General features: G+C 37.3%; 17 protein-coding genes, 1 pseudogene and 2 other annotated features. Of the genes and pseudogenes, 3 read left to right on the forward strand and 15 right to left on the reverse strand.

Annotation, left to right across the window (positions count from 1 at the left end; translation table 11 throughout):
* Positions 1–29 precede the first annotated feature (29 nt).
* Complete coding sequence (locus NP781_RS13750; protein WP_009370182.1) at positions 30–674, reverse strand: MBL fold metallo-hydrolase; 645 nt, start codon at positions 672–674, stop codon at positions 30–32.
* 169 nt (positions 675–843) lie between these two features.
* On the opposite strand from NP781_RS13750, the gene NP781_RS13755 reads away from it, so the two are divergent.
* Positions 844–1,023: a DUF2759 domain-containing protein gene (locus NP781_RS13755; RefSeq protein ID WP_004231029.1), complete on the forward strand. Its 180-nt coding sequence runs from the start codon at positions 844–846 to the stop codon at positions 1,021–1,023.
* Positions 1,024–1,078: 55 nt separating this feature from the next.
* Here NP781_RS13755 and tyrS read toward each other — a convergent pair whose 3' ends face one another.
* The 5 genes from tyrS to rpmG form a co-directional block, all read right to left on the reverse strand.
* Positions 1,079–2,293: a tyrosine--tRNA ligase gene (gene tyrS / locus NP781_RS13760; RefSeq protein WP_221680131.1), complete on the reverse strand. Its 1,215-nt coding sequence runs from the start codon at positions 2,291–2,293 to the stop codon at positions 1,079–1,081.
* 109 nt (positions 2,294–2,402) lie between these two features.
* Positions 2,403–2,644, reverse strand: a binding site (T-box leader).
* Between the two features lie 256 nt (positions 2,645–2,900).
* Positions 2,901–4,796 carry an LTA synthase family protein gene (locus NP781_RS13765; protein WP_004231024.1) on the reverse strand — a complete coding sequence of 632 codons (1,896 nt, stop codon included), beginning with the start codon at positions 4,794–4,796 and terminating at the stop codon, positions 2,901–2,903.
* Between the two features lie 280 nt (positions 4,797–5,076).
* The gene (locus NP781_RS13770; RefSeq protein WP_004231021.1) at positions 5,077–5,286 is read right to left on the reverse strand and encodes a YqgQ family protein; all 210 of its coding nucleotides are present in this window, start codon (positions 5,284–5,286) and stop codon (positions 5,077–5,079) included.
* A complete protein-coding gene (locus NP781_RS13775; protein ID WP_221680130.1) occupies positions 5,279–5,872 on the reverse strand; it encodes a 5-formyltetrahydrofolate cyclo-ligase in 594 nt (197 codons plus the stop codon). Before NP781_RS13775 ends, NP781_RS13770 begins: the two co-directional genes overlap by 8 nt.
* A 112-nt stretch (positions 5,873–5,984) precedes the next feature.
* Positions 5,985–6,134, reverse strand: coding sequence for a 50S ribosomal protein L33 (rpmG, locus tag NP781_RS13780; protein ID WP_008408521.1), 150 nt, complete (start codon positions 6,132–6,134; stop codon positions 5,985–5,987).
* Positions 6,135–6,448: 314 nt separating this feature from the next.
* Between rpmG and NP781_RS13785 the strand changes: the two genes are divergently transcribed.
* Both NP781_RS13785 and NP781_RS13790 read left to right on the forward strand, forming a co-directional pair.
* Positions 6,449–6,739, forward strand: a complete 291-nt coding sequence (locus NP781_RS13785; RefSeq protein ID WP_257520171.1) for a hypothetical protein — start codon at positions 6,449–6,451, stop codon at positions 6,737–6,739.
* Positions 6,739–7,221: a hypothetical protein gene (locus NP781_RS13790; protein ID WP_221680128.1), complete on the forward strand. Its 483-nt coding sequence runs from the start codon at positions 6,739–6,741 to the stop codon at positions 7,219–7,221. Before NP781_RS13785 ends, NP781_RS13790 begins: the two co-directional genes overlap by 1 nt.
* A gap of 44 nt (positions 7,222–7,265) precedes the next feature.
* Here the strand turns inward: NP781_RS13790 and NP781_RS13795 are convergent, their stop codons facing one another.
* From NP781_RS13795 to NP781_RS13835, 9 genes and pseudogenes are all read right to left on the reverse strand, one after another.
* A complete protein-coding gene (locus NP781_RS13795) occupies positions 7,266–7,838 on the reverse strand; it encodes an anthranilate synthase component II (protein ID WP_221680127.1) in 573 nt (190 codons plus the stop codon).
* Positions 7,819–9,219, reverse strand: coding sequence for an anthranilate synthase component I (gene trpE / locus NP781_RS13800; protein WP_257520172.1), 1,401 nt, complete (start codon positions 9,217–9,219; stop codon positions 7,819–7,821). Before trpE ends, NP781_RS13795 begins: the two co-directional genes overlap by 20 nt.
* A 140-nt stretch (positions 9,220–9,359) precedes the next feature.
* Positions 9,360–9,570: a binding site (T-box leader), on the reverse strand.
* A 39-nt stretch (positions 9,571–9,609) separates the two neighbouring features.
* Positions 9,610–10,680, reverse strand: a complete 1,071-nt coding sequence (locus tag NP781_RS13805) for a mechanosensitive ion channel family protein (protein ID WP_221680125.1) — start codon at positions 10,678–10,680, stop codon at positions 9,610–9,612.
* A 76-nt stretch (positions 10,681–10,756) separates the two neighbouring features.
* Positions 10,757–11,461 carry a vWA domain-containing protein gene (locus NP781_RS13810; RefSeq protein ID WP_257520174.1) on the reverse strand — a complete coding sequence of 235 codons (705 nt, stop codon included), beginning with the start codon at positions 11,459–11,461 and terminating at the stop codon, positions 10,757–10,759.
* A 344-nt stretch (positions 11,462–11,805) separates the two neighbouring features.
* On the reverse strand, positions 11,806–12,465 hold the full coding sequence (gene phoU, locus NP781_RS13815; RefSeq protein WP_004231007.1) for a phosphate signaling complex protein PhoU: 660 nt from the start codon (positions 12,463–12,465) through the stop codon (positions 11,806–11,808).
* 13 nt (positions 12,466–12,478) lie between these two features.
* Entirely contained in the window at positions 12,479–13,312 is an 834-nt protein-coding gene (pstB, locus tag NP781_RS13820) for a phosphate ABC transporter ATP-binding protein PstB (protein WP_004231006.1), read from the reverse strand.
* A gap of 12 nt (positions 13,313–13,324) precedes the next feature.
* Positions 13,325–14,203, reverse strand: coding sequence for a phosphate ABC transporter permease PstA (gene pstA / locus NP781_RS13825; protein ID WP_221680123.1), 879 nt, complete (start codon positions 14,201–14,203; stop codon positions 13,325–13,327).
* Positions 14,204–14,215: 12 nt separating this feature from the next.
* A pseudogene (gene pstC / locus NP781_RS13830) lies at positions 14,216–15,151 on the reverse strand (phosphate ABC transporter permease subunit PstC); the annotation flags it as partial.
* A 64-nt stretch (positions 15,152–15,215) separates the two neighbouring features.
* On the reverse strand, positions 15,216–16,190 hold the full coding sequence (locus NP781_RS13835) for a PstS family phosphate ABC transporter substrate-binding protein (protein ID WP_225340358.1): 975 nt from the start codon (positions 16,188–16,190) through the stop codon (positions 15,216–15,218).
* Positions 16,191–16,260: the final 70 nt, after the last annotated feature.

A 16,260-nucleotide genomic window follows, 5' to 3' on the forward strand; every position in this document is an offset into this window, starting at 1 on the left:
ATGTGCTAAAACAGTTTATTAGCCATATTTTAAAATCCATTTAAAAAAGGATTTGTCTCCATTTCTGCGCCTACCGTTGTATAATTACCGTGTCCAGGATAGATAATAGTATCCTCAGGTAATGTCAACAGTTTATGATGGATCGATTCCAATAAAATTTTGGTTGATCCACCTAATAGATCTGTACGTCCTACACCTTGTTCAAATAACGTATCTCCCACGATGGCAAAACCGTCATTTTCAAAGATATAGGAAATACTCCCCGGTGAATGCCCAGGTGTAAAAACTGCTTGAAACACAAAATTACTCATTTCAATTTGCTGTTCTTTTTTGATAATTGTATCTTGCGCTGGTGCAGCTACCCTATAATCTGGTAATGCAGGATATTTACTAGAGCCATTTTTCGTTGGATCTGCTAGCCAACTAACTTCCTTTTCATGAATCCATACAGGAACATCAAATACCTCACGCACTGCATCTACTGCCCCTATATGATCAAAATGGGCATGTGTTAAAAAGATAGCAAGAGGTTTTAAGCCGTTGCTACGGATTGTTTTAATTAGACGCTCCGCTTCTTCACCTGGATCAAATACGATACATTCTTTTTCTTTATTCGATACGATATAGCAATTCGTTTGGACGGGACCAAGAGAATAACTTCGTACGTTCATCATAGTTATCACCTCAATTTCCTATTATACAGGCTTTGCCACAATTTGACGATAAATGTTCATAGTTTACAGTATTTTAGTCCTCGACAAAAACAAGTAGAACGTTTACAATTAAGGAGGAATATTGTTTGCGACATTCATTTTCTGATGTCGAAAGGAGTGTCTATTTTTAATGAACTTATTAATGGTTATTTTTGGTCTAGTAGCGATTTTAGCTGTATTTGGTACATTCCAAGCAATTAAAGAAAAGAACCTTTTAAGCGTTGTTTTCAACTTATTAAGTGCTGCTGTATTCGGATGGTTCGTCATCATGACGATTGTTCACAGCGGTTACCCACCAAAATTACACTAAAATTTAGACAAAAAAAGAGCAGTCTCCTCGGAGATTGCTCTTTTTTTGTCTGTTATTACTTATTGAATTGAAGAAATCGCTTCTTGCCAATTTGTAGGACATCATTATTCATTAATACTTGTGATAAGTCATCCATCGCCATTTTTTCTCCATTCAAGGATACTCCTTTTTGCTTGATTAACCGCAAAAACTCACTCTTACTTTGAATAAAACCCATTACCACTAGTTGTGGAATGATATCCACGATTCTTTCCTTATCAATTTCCAAGAGCAGTATAGGAATGTTTTTTGGTATTTCCCTTTTTTGAAATGCTGCTTCAAAATAAGCTCTTGCTTCCTCCATTGCTGTAGATCCATGGTATAAAGCCGTTATAATTTCTGCTAATAGGAATTTCAAATCGCGGGGATTCTCTCCCTTTTGTAGTCTATCTTGAATAGCCTGCACATGTAGTGGATGCTCATCTGTTGCTAATTCAAAATATTTGATAATTAAAGTATCTGGGACTTCCATCACCTTTTTAAACATAATCTCAGGTGCTTCGTTGATGCCAATATAATTACCTAAGCTCTTACTCATTTTTTCTATGCCATCTAATCCCTCTAGCAAGGGCATAAAAATAGCAATTTGTTTTTCTAATCCCCGATGCTTTTGTAAGGTGCGTCCCATTAAAATATTGAAAGTCTGATCCGTTCCACCTAACTCTATATCTGCCACAAGCTCTACTGAATCATATGCTTGCATGAGTGGGTAGAAAAACTCATGTATACCAATTGGGATGTGCTGCTGGTAGCGTTTCTGAAAATCCTCACGCTCTAAAAGTCGAGCAACAGATGTTGTGGCTGCTAGCTTGATGACTTCTTCAAAGGACAGCTTCGCTAACCATTCACTATTAAAACGAACCGTTGTCTTGTTCGGATCTAGTACTTTAAAAATTTGCTCACAATATGTTTGGGCGTTTTTCTTCACTGTATCGTCATTTAAGGCTGTTCGGCCCTTGGCTTTACCTGTAGGATCGCCAATTCGTCCTGTAAAATCACCGATAACAATAACTGCATGATGGCCTAAATCTTGCATTTGCTTGATTTTTCGTAGAACAACCGCATGGCCTAAATGAATATCTGGTGCGGACGGATCTAGTCCTAGCTTAATCGTTAAAGGTCGCTGTTCTTTATATGATCGCTCTAATTTTTCAAGTAAATCCTGTTCGTCAACGATCTTGTTAGCACCTTTCTTGATAATCGCCATTTGCTCCTTTGGTGTTAAAAACATACGAAACATCTCCTTGTAATATTAAATATTAATATTGCAAGTTCTATAAGAGTAAATGTGGGGTACCGCTTTTGCTTAGAAGGCATAAAAAAACGCCTTTAGGAAATTCCTAAAGGACGTAGATAAACGTGTTACCACCTTTTTTCGAGAGCTATTCACATAGCCCTCCTTAACAAGTACAGCCATAGCGATACTTTTGCAATGATTACGGATGCAACCCCGTCGTAGCCTACTAAAGTTTCGGTACGCAGCTCCAAGATGTATTCACTTTAATATCCCCTTGCGCCTCTCAACAACCGGCTACTCTCTGTTAGTTCCATTAAAGTTACTCGTTCTTTTCGATGCCTTTCACTCTTATACTCCGAAATGCGAAAAACAAATCTTCGTTATGCAGATATTTACACTTATTATAATCGTATCTTTCTATTTGTCAATAAAAAGAAATGCCCAATAAAGTGTATTCACGTTGCATCATGTTGTAAAACATTGCGAAAGGTGTTTTCTTTAGCATAAGATTCACAAAAAAATTTTATGAATGGTTGATTGTGACCAATTCCTTTATATCAGCAATATAAAAAGGAGATCCCTATACGAGATCTCCCTTTGATTACTTAACTGAATCCTGCTTTAAATTACCTGTTTTTTCGTCATAGAAGCGAAGTAAGTCGCCATTAATGATGGCATCGGAATTTTCTAGCTCCATTGTGGCACGATCAGCATAAGACTGACATGGCTCACCATCTATTTCTTCGCCAGTTGCTTTGTCATAGCAAGCTTCACCAGCATAGACGTATTTATCTGTAATAAAGCGTCCATCACGGAAGACTACAAAGTCCTCATGCTCTGGAGAGAATAAATCCGCACCCATTTGCATATCTTTTGACGTTTCAACGCCAAGAAGGTGTAAGATCGTTGGACGTAAATCCATTTGTCCTGAAATCTCAGTCATTTCTTTTCCATCGCCCGCTCCTGGGATGTGGATGAATAAAGGTACTTCTTGAAGCATTGCATTATCCATTGGTGTAATTTGATCTTTTCCTAAATATTGTGCCATTGCTTTATTATGGTTCTCAGAAATACCATAGTGATCCCCATACATCACAATAATAGAATTATCATAGACACCTTGATCTTTTAACTGTTGGAAGAAGTCTTTTAATGCCTCATCCATGTAACGTACTGTTTGGAAGTAACGATTTAATGTACCTGAATTTGAATCATATTCAGGAATCATAATATCTTCTGGATCCAATGTAAATGGATAATGGTTCGTTAAAGTAATAAGTCTAGAGTAGAATGGCTGAGGCATATCTTTCATTAAAGCAGCTGATTGCTCTAAGAATGGAACATCTTTCATTCCCCAGTTTACAGCTTGCCCCTCTTCCACAGTATATGAATCTATATCGTAGAATTTATTAATTTTTAACGATTGATACATCATGTCACGATTCCAGAATGATTTATTATTAGGGTGCATGACATTTGTAAAGTATCCATTTTCTCCAAGGCGTTCAGCCATTGAATTATACGTATTTCCACCATGCGTGAAGAATACAGCACCTCGACCTAAACCAAACAATGAGTTTTCAACAATAAACTCGGAGTCAGATGTTTTTCCTAAACCTGTTTGGTGATAGAAGTTACTGAAATAATACGTATCTTTATCTTTTGTTAAAGAGTTTAAAAATGGCGTAATTTCATGACCATTCATGTCATTATTAATGACAAAGTTTTGTAATGACTCCATCGACACCACAATCAGGTTACGACCTTTATATTTCCCAAACATCTCTGGATTTACAGCAGCCTGATTAGAACGTATATAGTTGTTCACTTCTACTAGTTCACTACCATCGGCTAACGCACGTTGTGCAGATGATTTAGATTGAATATAAATGTCATACAAGTGGTAATTGTACGTACCAATGTTTTTTACTAATAATTCGCGGTCAAAACTACGTGTTAGTAATTGTGGACGCTCCGTTTCTGCTAATCCTAAATTTAAGAATGTCATTGCTATTGCAAGCACAAAAAATGCACGACGGAATTCAATATTCACTTTAAATGCATCTTTCATTTTTGGTAAAAATTTATTCGCTAAGATTAAGATAACGACATCAACGAAATATAATACATCCCAAGGCTCAACAATGGCTGCTACTGATGTTCCTAAGTCACCAAAGTTACTTGTTTGGAATAATACTGGTAGCGTAATAAAATCATTGTAGAATCGATAGAACGCTACATTTCCGTATAAAACAATGGACAAAATAACGCTGACCGTAATCAAATAACGATTTCTAGCTTTTGCTGATTTAAAGAATAGTGATAAACCATACGTAAATAGCAAGAAGCTTAATGGATTAATAAATAAAATAAACTGTTGCATTGCATTTTCAATTTTCATTTCAAAGCTTGTGTGGTAAACAATGACCGTTTTGATCCAAGTTGCTATAATTGCTAGTATCATAAATGAATGTTTAGGCCACTTTATTGATTTCATTCCTAACATCCTCCCTACTTCCTTACAAAAAAATAATAATTTTTTACATTTTGTTACGGAAACAAAATATATCTTAATCCTTTTTTAACAGATAATCAACACATATCTCATGGAAAATTTTTTCTCTTTGCTCTTTCTATGCACCAGATATCTATATATACGTTTTGCATTGTAAAAAGTTTCGTAAAAACATAAAAACAGCGGAAACCCACTGTTTTTAAGAATATTACATACATGTTACATTAATTTTACAATACCCAATTACATTATATTTCAAACATTACTTTTTATGCTCTTCCATACGAAGTCTTGTTGTTTCTTGTCGAATAAGCAGTAGGGCCATTTGATAATCTTTTATATCTAGTACATTCGCTTTATAGAGCTCACGTATTTCATCCTCCATCAGCATCAAATCGCCAATAGGATCACGTGTATAAATATAGGTACCATATGTTTTCAAGAGTTCATAAATATCTAGCATTTTATCCATTTTCGTTCGCTCCTCGTTGTGCAACACAGTCAATACGTTTTGTAGGCGTCACAATGATATCTACTGGGCAATCATGTGCTTCAGTAGGAACACAATCAATGATTTGCTCATCAAAGAGCAACGACATCAGCTTACCCTTGTTATAGTTTAATACATAGCGGTCATAATAACCACCGCCATAGCCGATTCGATAACCGTATGGATCAAAAACAACGCCTGGTACAATAATGATATCCATCTCATTTGCGTCAACAAACTCACTTTTTGCTGGAATGGGCTCACGCAAATGCATATATACAGTTTCAAGCTGTGCAAATGAATCAATTGCATAAAATGACATTTCTCTTGTTTTCGGGTGACATTTAGGAACTGCGACCTTTTTCCCTAGTTTCCATAATTCCTCAATTAGAAGAATTGTGTCGACTTCTGGCTTATTTGAAATGGTCATACCAATTGTATTTGCTTCTATTATATATGGTTCCTGTAGCACCTTTTTTAACACAGCTAATGATTGACGATAATAATCTTCATCCGTCAAGGTTGCAAGGTCTTTGCGTACCGTGTTTCGTAAAGTTGTTTTATCCATCTAGGCTACCTCCTATATCGTAAAACGTCATATCCTCCTGGAAGTGTTACATTGAATGATTTGATAAAATGTAGAAAGCCAAAACCACTTGTGGTTTTGGCTTAATGAGCGATTACTTAGTTTCACGGTGAAGAGTGTATTTCTTCTCGCGAGAGCAATATTTTTTAAGTTCAAGACGCTCTGGATTGTTACGCTTGTTCTTTTTAGAAATGTAGTTACGTTCGCCGCAATCTGTGCAAGCTAAAGTAATATTTACGCGCATCATTAACCCTCCCACTCTATATCAAGAATTTAAATTTGAGCATGATTTATACGACTAACCTATTATAACATAAACTGAAAAAAAATCTACCTTCATTTCATATTAAGTTTGCATATGGTAAAATATCTTATAATTACATACTACATTGAGGTGAAACTATTGGATTTATCCATCGTATTAATGAGTATCGGAATTTTTCTGATCATTGTTTCGTTCTTTTTCAAAAATAGCACGAAAAAATCGAACAAGATGTCGAAGAATTATCTATCTCCATCTTCCAAGAAACGAATAATTTAAAGCGTCGCCTTAAGATTGTGGAGGAAGAACTTTTACTAGAGCCTGAGTTCCAAGTGAAATCAAAATCAAGTATCCCTCCAAAAGGTCAAGATCCTAAAGTGCACCAAGTCATGCAGGCCGTTCAACAGGCTGCACAGGCTTCAAAAGTTGGACAAACAACAGCAGCAGCAAAACCGATTCATCAAATTATTATTAGTCAGGTACTTGAATTAAATAAACAGGGACTTTCTGTAGCAGATATTAGTATTCGCTCAAATTTAACAGAAGAGCAAGTTCGGCAAGTGATTGCAAACGGGGGCGTTAATTGATGAATAAGTCTGCCATTCGTGCATTTGGTATAGCCGTTTTTCTTGTTGGGGCATTGCTCGCACTCGCAAACCGCTTCGATGTAACTATTGGTCTTCCTACCAAGGAATTTTCCAATCAACAACAGGTAGAAGAACTACAAAACAAATTAAGTAAGGCCAATCAAGAAATTGCCTCGTTAAAGGATCAATTAAAGCAAGTACATACGACTGAAAAAACTTCTACAACAGATGCATCTGAACAAGCTGATGAAGAAACGGCTACGGATGTAACAACGATGTCTCTGCAAATCTATAGTGGCATCACACCGTATAGTGTGGCACAAAAACTTGAAGACGGTGGCATTATTACCAATAGTGTTGAAATGGAGTTACTACTCGCTAACCCTAAATATGCTAGAAGCTTACAAATCGGCTCCTATGAGGTCAATTCTTCCATGACCTTAGAAGAAATAGCTAATTTAATTACAGGCAAGAAACAATAACTTAAAAAGCTGTCGCCCATTCAGATGAGGCGACAGCTTTTTTATTAAGCTATACTTTCCAGAAAGGCTTGCATCATCATACTGCCTTCTTTTGTGCCGATTGATTCAGGATGAAACTGCAGCCCATAAAGAGGATATTCTTTATGTTGAATGGCCATAATCTCTCCGTCATCTCCCGCTGTGGCGAGTATCTTAAAATCCTTGTGTAAAGTTTGTTCTTCAATAATAAGTGAATGATATCGCATAACCTCGATATCTCCATCTAATTGGGCAAATAAACCTGTTTGCTCGTATTGTAATGGGGACAGCTTTCCATGCATAATGTTTTTGGCCTGCACAATATTTGCGCCAAAAGCCTGCCCTATAGATTGGTGTCCAAGACAGATACCTAAAATAGGGATTTTTTGATAGAGCACCTTGATGACCTCTATTGTTATACCTGCTTCATTTGGCGTTCCTGGCCCTGGTGATAAAATGATGGCTTCTGGCGATAGTTTTTGAATTTCTTCTATAGTAATGGCATCATTTCGTATGACCTTGACGCTTTTTCCAAGCATACTGATTTGTTGAAATAAATTATAGGTAAAAGAATCATAGTTATCTATTATTAAAATCATTTTTTACCTCCAATAGGGCACGTGCCTTATTCATTGTTTCTTCATATTCTGACAATGGAATTGAATCATAAACAATACCTGCTCCTGCCTGTACATGTGCCTTTTGGTCCTTAATGAGCATCGTGCGAATTGCGAGGGCCAAGTCCATATCACCAGTTGTCGAAATATAGCCTACCGCTCCCGCATATACTCCTCGCTTTACTGGTTCTAATTCATTAATCAATTGCATGGCACGAATTTTTGGTGCCCCTGACACTGTACCAGCAGGTAAACAAGCACGAAGTACATCCAGAACATGAAGGTCATCTCGCAATTCAGCAATCACCTCAGATACCATATGCATCACATATTTATAGCGCTCTATTTTCATGTATTTGGCTAGCTTGACGGAACCGACTTTTGCAATACGACCAAGATCATTGCGACCTAAATCCACTAACATACGGTGTTCAGCTATTTCCTTGCTATCCTCTAATAGCGCATTTGCGATTGCTTCATCCTGTTCTATTGTCGTGCCACGCGGCTTTGTACCCGCTATTGGGTTGGTTGTCACTTTTCGATTTTTTACCTTTACAAGACTTTCAGGAGATGTTCCTAAAATAACATAGTCCCCATAATCCATATAAAACATATAGGGTGACGGGTTAGACGTGCGCAATTGACGATAGAGCGAGAATGGCGAACCTGTAAATGGTGCAGAAAAACGTTGCGATAACACAATTTGGAAAATATCACCTCTCAAAATATGCTGTTTAGCACGTTCCACCAAAGCAATAAATCGTTCCTTCGAAATCATTGGCTTAAACTGTAACTCATCCACCTTTAATGCCTCAAAGGTTGTGCCTGCACAAAGCTGTTGCTCCATCGTTGTAATAGCAGCTTCCATCTCCTGTAATGAACGTCCATCCTGAAATAGATCAATCGAAGCTAGTGTAATTTCCTGTGTTAGATGATCAAAAACAATAAATGTATCATAGAAAAAAACATGAACATCAGGCATAGCTAAATCATCCTGTAAATAGTCACCTATTTGTTCTGTGTAAAATGCTGTTTCATAGCCAAAGAAACCTATAGCTCCTCCAAAGAAAGCAAAAGGATAGCTTTCTTCATGAAAGGGTATTAGTTCTTTTAATCGATCAAGCACATTGCCCCTAGCCTTGTCATTTTTTGATCCTTTTGAAAACACGAATTCTTCATTGTTTCCTTTTAGTTCAGCCACTGGATTGATGGCGATAAAGGAATATCGCCCACTTTCCTCATGTTTCGCTGAGGATTCGAACAACATTTTATGCTGCCCTTTCAGTGATTGATACACAGAGATCGGGGTCATCATATCCCCCTGTAATACTTTCATAGCATACTTTCTAAGCTCAACTGCCATACTCTCTTCTCTCCTTCTCTAAGCTCTGCTCATCTACACCTCATCTATCTTTAGCAGCAGAAATCTGCTAAAGGCTTTCTCTTCATTCAGCTAAAATATATGCTGTCTAAAGAAAAAAATATAAAAAGGCCTTTCCATCACAAAAGGACGGAAAAGCCGTGGTGCCACCTTCATTGGTCTCCTGATAAGAAAACCCTCTTTAAGCCTTATAACGTAGGCATCCGCTAATCCATACTGTTTTCAGGATTAGAGCTCCGAAGTCCATTCACTAAACATTTGTACTAGTTTTCACCAACCACTAGCTCTCTATAACAAATTGTACTAGCTACTACTCTTCATCAAAGCTGATTTCTTGGTAATATTGTAAAGCAAACTATCTTACAATTCAATTTATTTTTTATTTCGTAGACTTTCATCTTCAGGATGGCTAGCTAATGTAATCGATAGCTCCTCCATTATTTGACGAATGGCAAATAAAATATCCTGTCGTACTTCCAGCATAACAGCAGTATCATTTGTGGCAACAAAGAATCGAACAAGCACGCGATACGAATCATAATGAAACTCATCTATAAATACATGAATCATGTCTTTCTCTGTTTTAGCATGTAAATAAATTTCCTTATGAATGGCCGTTAAAGCGCTACGTATGTCTTCCTCATCATTATCAGCAGCGATATATAAAAACTGCTCACATTTCCGTTTTTCTCGCTTAGATAAATTATAAAGTGGACGGTTCACTAAATAGGAGTTCGGCACATATACAAGTCCTTTGTCTCCTGTTTGAATTAACGTACTTCTTAAATTGATATCCTCAATCGTTCCTTCAATTTTTTGATCCTCTGTCGCTATCCAATCTCCTATTTGGAATGGATTATCTAAAGCTACGGACATGCCACCAAATACATGCGCTAGTGTATCGCGAATCCCAAAGGCAATCGCCACACCCGTTAAGCCAATTCCAGTTAAAAAGCCATTCAGATTAAAATCCCAAAAGGAAGCAATCGTAAACATAGCAAAAATCATGATAAGCACTTTACCTATTCGTAGGAAAAACGGTAATAATACATTCTGATCCTCTTCGCTCGTTAATTCAAATGGTTGTTTCGTATAGAAATTCAAAACATCATAAATCCCTTTAAAAGCAAGAAACACCATAATAGACAATACAAAATTCTTTGTTGATGGATGCGTAAATAAAGGAACCTTTATTAAATAAGATAAGCTGAGCACTATGACCGTCGTCATAAAGGCATAGCCAATTGCTTTACTAAATTGAGCCAGTACATTTGCTTGGAAATTGCGCTGACGATCTTTTAAAAATAGCACGACACGATGAATAATTTTTTTGATGATGAATCGTTGAATAAGCCATCCGACTAAACAAATAATGACGGCAATTAAGCCATCTAGCCAAGTTGGGACTGTAAATTTAGGTAATAACCAATGTAATGAATCCATGTATATCTCCTTTATAACTACCTATGTATCGCCAGCAAAAAGGAGCCGACCTTCAGAAATGGTTAGCCCCTTCTTGTTATTGTATGGCATCATCTGCAAAAAAAGCCTTACTAGCAAACCAAAATTGCTGTTTATTAAAATTATGTTCATGCATGGCAATCACTGAAAATTCAGCATGATATTTTTGCTTCATTTCCTTTAGCATCGTTTTGGCTTGCTTGCCAACGAGATGCTGCCCATCAATAGGTGCTCCTTCTGTAAAAATAATGACATCTGCTTCTGTACCTAATTGATTTTCCTGTAGCAATGCTTTCACAAATTGTAAAACAGGTAAAATGGCTGCCTCTCCCTTTGCCTTATATTCGATAAAACTCTTAAAATCAGCTAAATTTAAATGCCCATTTTCAAAGCGATAGTGGACATGAATTTGCCGATCATACGGTACAATGTATAAATCACGGCCTTCCCGATGCGCACTCATAAATAACGCTAAAATCATACTTTTACAAATCTCAGAATAAGCGGCCATTCCTGTCGTTTGTTCTAAACAAATAATCATCGGGCCAGGGTCTTGTTGATAATCATGAAAAGGTACATAGTAAATATTTCCGCTTTTCGTTGTCTGTTGCTTAAGCTTTTGACGTCTAAGCTCTGACCATTTTCGTTCATAATACTGGCGTTGCTCTTTGCCGTTTGCTAAGCGTTCTGCCTTCTCAATAGCAGGAATATTCTCTTGGATTTCATGCATAATATCCGTCAATTCCAGAGCAAATGCTGCCATATTTCGTAATGGTTCACTCTTGAAAAAATAATCGATAAAATAATGTTGTTCCCCTTCACTTAACTCTCTATATGTAGGTTTTCATAGAGAAAACGTAAATAGTCAAGTTGTTCTATTGTCAACTGCTTGTCAAATTGCTTGATGAGGGATTCAATTGCATCTTTCATATAGCAGCACCTCCTAAGCACCACATTTTTTGGATAATGTCTATAGTATAACCAAAAAATTTTTTTGACAATACAAAAACGCTCGCTATAAAGACGCTACAGCCAAAGACAATGTTGCTGCTTCAGGAGATTTTTTTCTGCAAATGAAAAAAAGAGCTAAAACGCAGCTCTTCTCTCTTAATTATTTAATTCATAATGTTTGCCCTTTACTAAGTAAAATAGATGTTCAGCAATATTTGTAGCATGATCAGCAGAACGTTCTAAATAGCGGCAAATAAATGTTAGGTGTGTAATCTGTGAAATATGGGAGGGATTTTCTACCCCAGCACGAAGTAAAAGGGTGATCGTCGCTCCGTATAAATCGTCCACGTAATCATCTAACTCTGCAATCTCTTTAGCGCGTACCGTATCTTCCTCAGTAAAGGCCTTCATGATGCTCTCTAGCATTTCTACTGTTTTATTACACATGGTTTGGAGATTTGTTATTGGGAAAATCATTGGCTCCTTACCGATTCGAATTGCTTCTTTAGCTATATTAACCGCATAGTCCCCTACTCTTTCCATATCTGAAGCTGCCTTTACAAGAACCATGAGACGGCGTAAATCTGTTGCTACTGGCTGCTGCTTGGCAATCATTAGGATCACATGGTCATTAATTTCTTCTTCAAGGCGATTAATGATTAAATCGTCTTCCAAAATTTTTAAAGCCTTTTCTAAATCCTGCTCCACCAATGCTTCAAAAGCTGTTTTTAATGCAAGGATACTGCTATTGGCAATTGCAAGAAATTGCCCCTGTACCTCTTTTAACTCTTGTTCAAAACGTTCACGTACGATCATTCATTGCTCCTCCTTAGCCGAAACGTCCCGAAATATAGTCTTCTGTACGTTGATCTGCTGGTGTTTGGAAAATAACATCCGTTTTATCGTATTCGACAACCTCTCCACTTAGGAAAAATGCTGTACGATCAGAAATACGTGCCGCTTGCTGCATATTATGTGTCACGATGACAATGGAATAGTCCTTTTTCAGTTCTTGGACCAACTCTTCCACTTTCAATGTAGAAATCGGGTCTAAGGCAGATGTTGGCTCATCCATTAAGATGACATCAGGCTCAATCGCTAAACAACGTGCAATACAAATACGTTGTTGCTGACCACCTGATAATCCGTAGGCATTTTGATTCAAACGGTCTTTTACCTCGTCCCAAATGGCTGCCCCTCTTAATGACTTCTCCACAATTTCATCCAGAATTTTTTTATTTTTAATGCCATGAATTCTTGGTCCATAGGCAATGTTATCATAAATAGATTTTGGAAACGGGTTTGGCTTTTGGAATACCATCCCTACACGTGTTCTTAATTCTTCTACCGTATAGTTTTTATCTAAAATATTTCGCTCACGATATAAAATCTCTCCTGATGTACGTACGATTGGTACAAGTTCAACCATGCGGTTTAATGTTTTTAGATACGTAGATTTCCCACAGCCAGATGGTCCAATAATAGCCGTTACTTCATTTTCATAGATGCTTAAATTAACATCTTTTAAACCATGATGGTCACCATACCATAAGTTTAAATTGCGTGTATCATAGACAATATTTTTCGCCACATCTGCTACAGACTTAGTCGTTGCCTGATTCCGTTTGACAATTGTTTTTTCCTCTTTAAAATCTAATACCATAAGGTCACCTCATTAATAACGTTTTTGGAATTTATTTCGGATATAGATGGCGATCGAATTCATTAATAACAGCACTGTCATAAGCACTAAAATACCTGCTGCCGCTACATACTGAAAGGCTTCTTGTGGTCGTTTTGCCCAATCATAGATTTGCATTGGTAATGCTGTAAATTGACTCAGTAAACCATTCGGTAAAAACTGCAGGATAACTGGAATTCCAATTACAACTAGTGGAGCTGTTTCTCCAATGGCACGAGACAAGGCTAAAATACTTCCTGTTAAAATACCTGGAATGGCAGCTGGCAATACAACACGCAAAATCGTTTGCCATTTCGTTGCACCCATGCCATATGAAGCTTCACGTTGTTCGTTTGGCACTGCACGAATAGCCTCTTGAGCCGCTACAATGATAACCGGTAAAATTAACAAACTCATTGTAAAGCCAGCAGCTAAAATACTTTTTCCTAGATCCATCATACGTACAAAAATAGTTAATCCAAGTAATCCAAAAACAATGGAAGGAACACCTGCTAGATTCGATATATTCATGCGAATAAAGTCATTGATTTTATTTTTCTTGGCATACTCCTCTAAATAAATCGCAGTACCAACTCCTAAAATAATCGATACTGGTGCTACAACTGCCATTAACCAAAGCGAACCGATTAAAGCAGCTTTGATACCTGCCTTATCCGCAAATCGTGATGCAAAATTCGTCAAGAAATCGATGTTTAAGTAATCAATCCCCTGTGTCACAATGCGGTACAGTAAAACAGCTAAAGTAACAAGTGCAAACGTTGTAGCTAAGAAAAATAGAGTTTTCCAAACTTTATTTGCTGTAATACGCTTTGTCATTCGTTTCATGACGACTGTGTCATCCATATAGCGCATGCTAGTAAACCTCCTGAAGCGTTTCGAAATATAGTGAGCAAGTAAATTCATTACTAGCGTAAAGATAAATAGTGTGAATCCTACTGAATAAATTGAGTAATAAATGGTTGTACCGTAACCCGCATCACCAGTTGAAACCTGTACAATGTATGCAGTCATTGTTTGAATAGAGTCTGTCACATTGAGGTCAAATTTCGGTGTTGAACCACCTGCAAGTGATACAATCATTGTTTCTCCAATTGCCCGGGAAATAGCTAACACAACTGAAGCGATAATCCCTGAAAGCGCAGCGGGTAATACCACTTTGATTGCTACTTCAAATTTCGTCGCACCTAGAGCTAAGGCTCCCTCACGCATACTATTTGGTACAGATGACATGGCATCTTCTGAAAGAGACGTAATCATTGGTAAAATCATAATCCCTACAACAATACCAGGACTTAATGCATTAAATAGTTTGAGTCCAGGTACAATTTCTTGTAAAACTGGTGTGACAAATGTTAAAGCGAAGAAGCCATAAACAATTGTTGGCACACCTGCTAATACCTCTAAAATAGGTTTCACTGTACGTCGTGTTTTCTCACTTGCATATTCACTTAAATAGATAGCTGAAGCAATTCCAAATGGTACAGCTACTACAACTGCAATAAGTGTCACTTTTAATGTACCAGCGATTAATGGCAGTATCCCAAATAACGGTTCGTTACCTGAAAACGGTAACCATTTAGTACCGAAAAGGAAATCCGTAATCGACACGCGTTTAAAGAATTCAAACGTTTCAAAAATAAGGGTGAAAACAATGCCAAATGTTGTTAATATCGAAATAATAGCTGCAGAAAATAATAGAGCTGGCATGGCTTTTTCCACTATTTTCTTTGTTTTTTGGTTGCGCGAATTTGCAATTAATTGCTGCACAGATGATGTCTTATCTTCCTTTTGAGAAACCATTGGGAGCTCCTTTCAAATAAGTGAGGGAAAGAGCATACATCTCTTTCCCTCTATGCATGTCTTCTTATTTTAAGCCTTCTAAAGTTTTTAAGCCTTCAGTATATTTTTCTTCAGGTAAACGAACATAGCCCACTGCTTCAGCCATATCGCCTGCGTTTTCAAGTGTAAATTTAATGAAGTCGTAAGCTGCTTCATTGTCCTTCATCGCACTATTTTTTACGTATGTGAATAATGGACGTGAAAGTGGTGTATATTCGCCACCTTCAATTGTTTCATTTGTTGGCTCTACGCCATTTACTTTGACAATGTTTAATTTATCTTTATTTTCAAGGTAGTAAGCATAACCGAAGAAGCCGATCGCATTTTTATCACCAGAAACACCTTGCACTAGCATATTATCATCCTCTGATAATGTTGCTGAGCTTACTAGATCTGCACCATCTAAAATCACTTCATCAAAGTAGTCGTATGTGCCTGAATCAGTACCTGGTGAATAGTAAACGATTTTTTCATCTGGCCAAGATGGATCAATATCAGACCATTTTTTCTCAGTCCCATCTTCAATCCAAATTTTTTGTAGTTGTTCGACCGTTAAGTCCTTCGCCCAATCATTTTCTGGGTTCACGACTACTGATAAACCGTCATATGCTAAAGCTAGCTCTGTAAAATCAATGCCCGCTTCTTCTAATTTCGCTTTCTCTTCATCTTTTATATTACGAGATGCATTTGAAAAGTCTGTTTCACCTGCGATGAATTTTTCAAAACCACCACCAGTACCAGAAACCCCCACTGATACTTTGACATCTGGTTGTGTACCTGCATACTCTTCAACAACTGCCTCAATGATTGGTGCTACTGTTGATGAGCCATCTCCAGCTACAGACCCTTGTAGCTTTTCATCAGCAGCTTCTTGTCCTGAGCTTGCTGGTGCGTTCGTTTCTGTATTGTTTCCGTTTTGTGCAGAATCGCTACCACATGCACCTAGCATTAATGCAGAACCCATTACCGCTGTCATCGTTAAGTACTTCCACTTTTTCATCTCATTTGCCTCCGTCATGAACTGTTTTATAGTTATTTGTCTTACAATCTTTACTATAATGACTGATTGT

This window comes from Lysinibacillus sp. FN11, assembly GCF_024628845.1.
Lineage (GTDB): Bacteria > Bacillota > Bacilli > Bacillales_A > Planococcaceae > Lysinibacillus > Lysinibacillus capsici.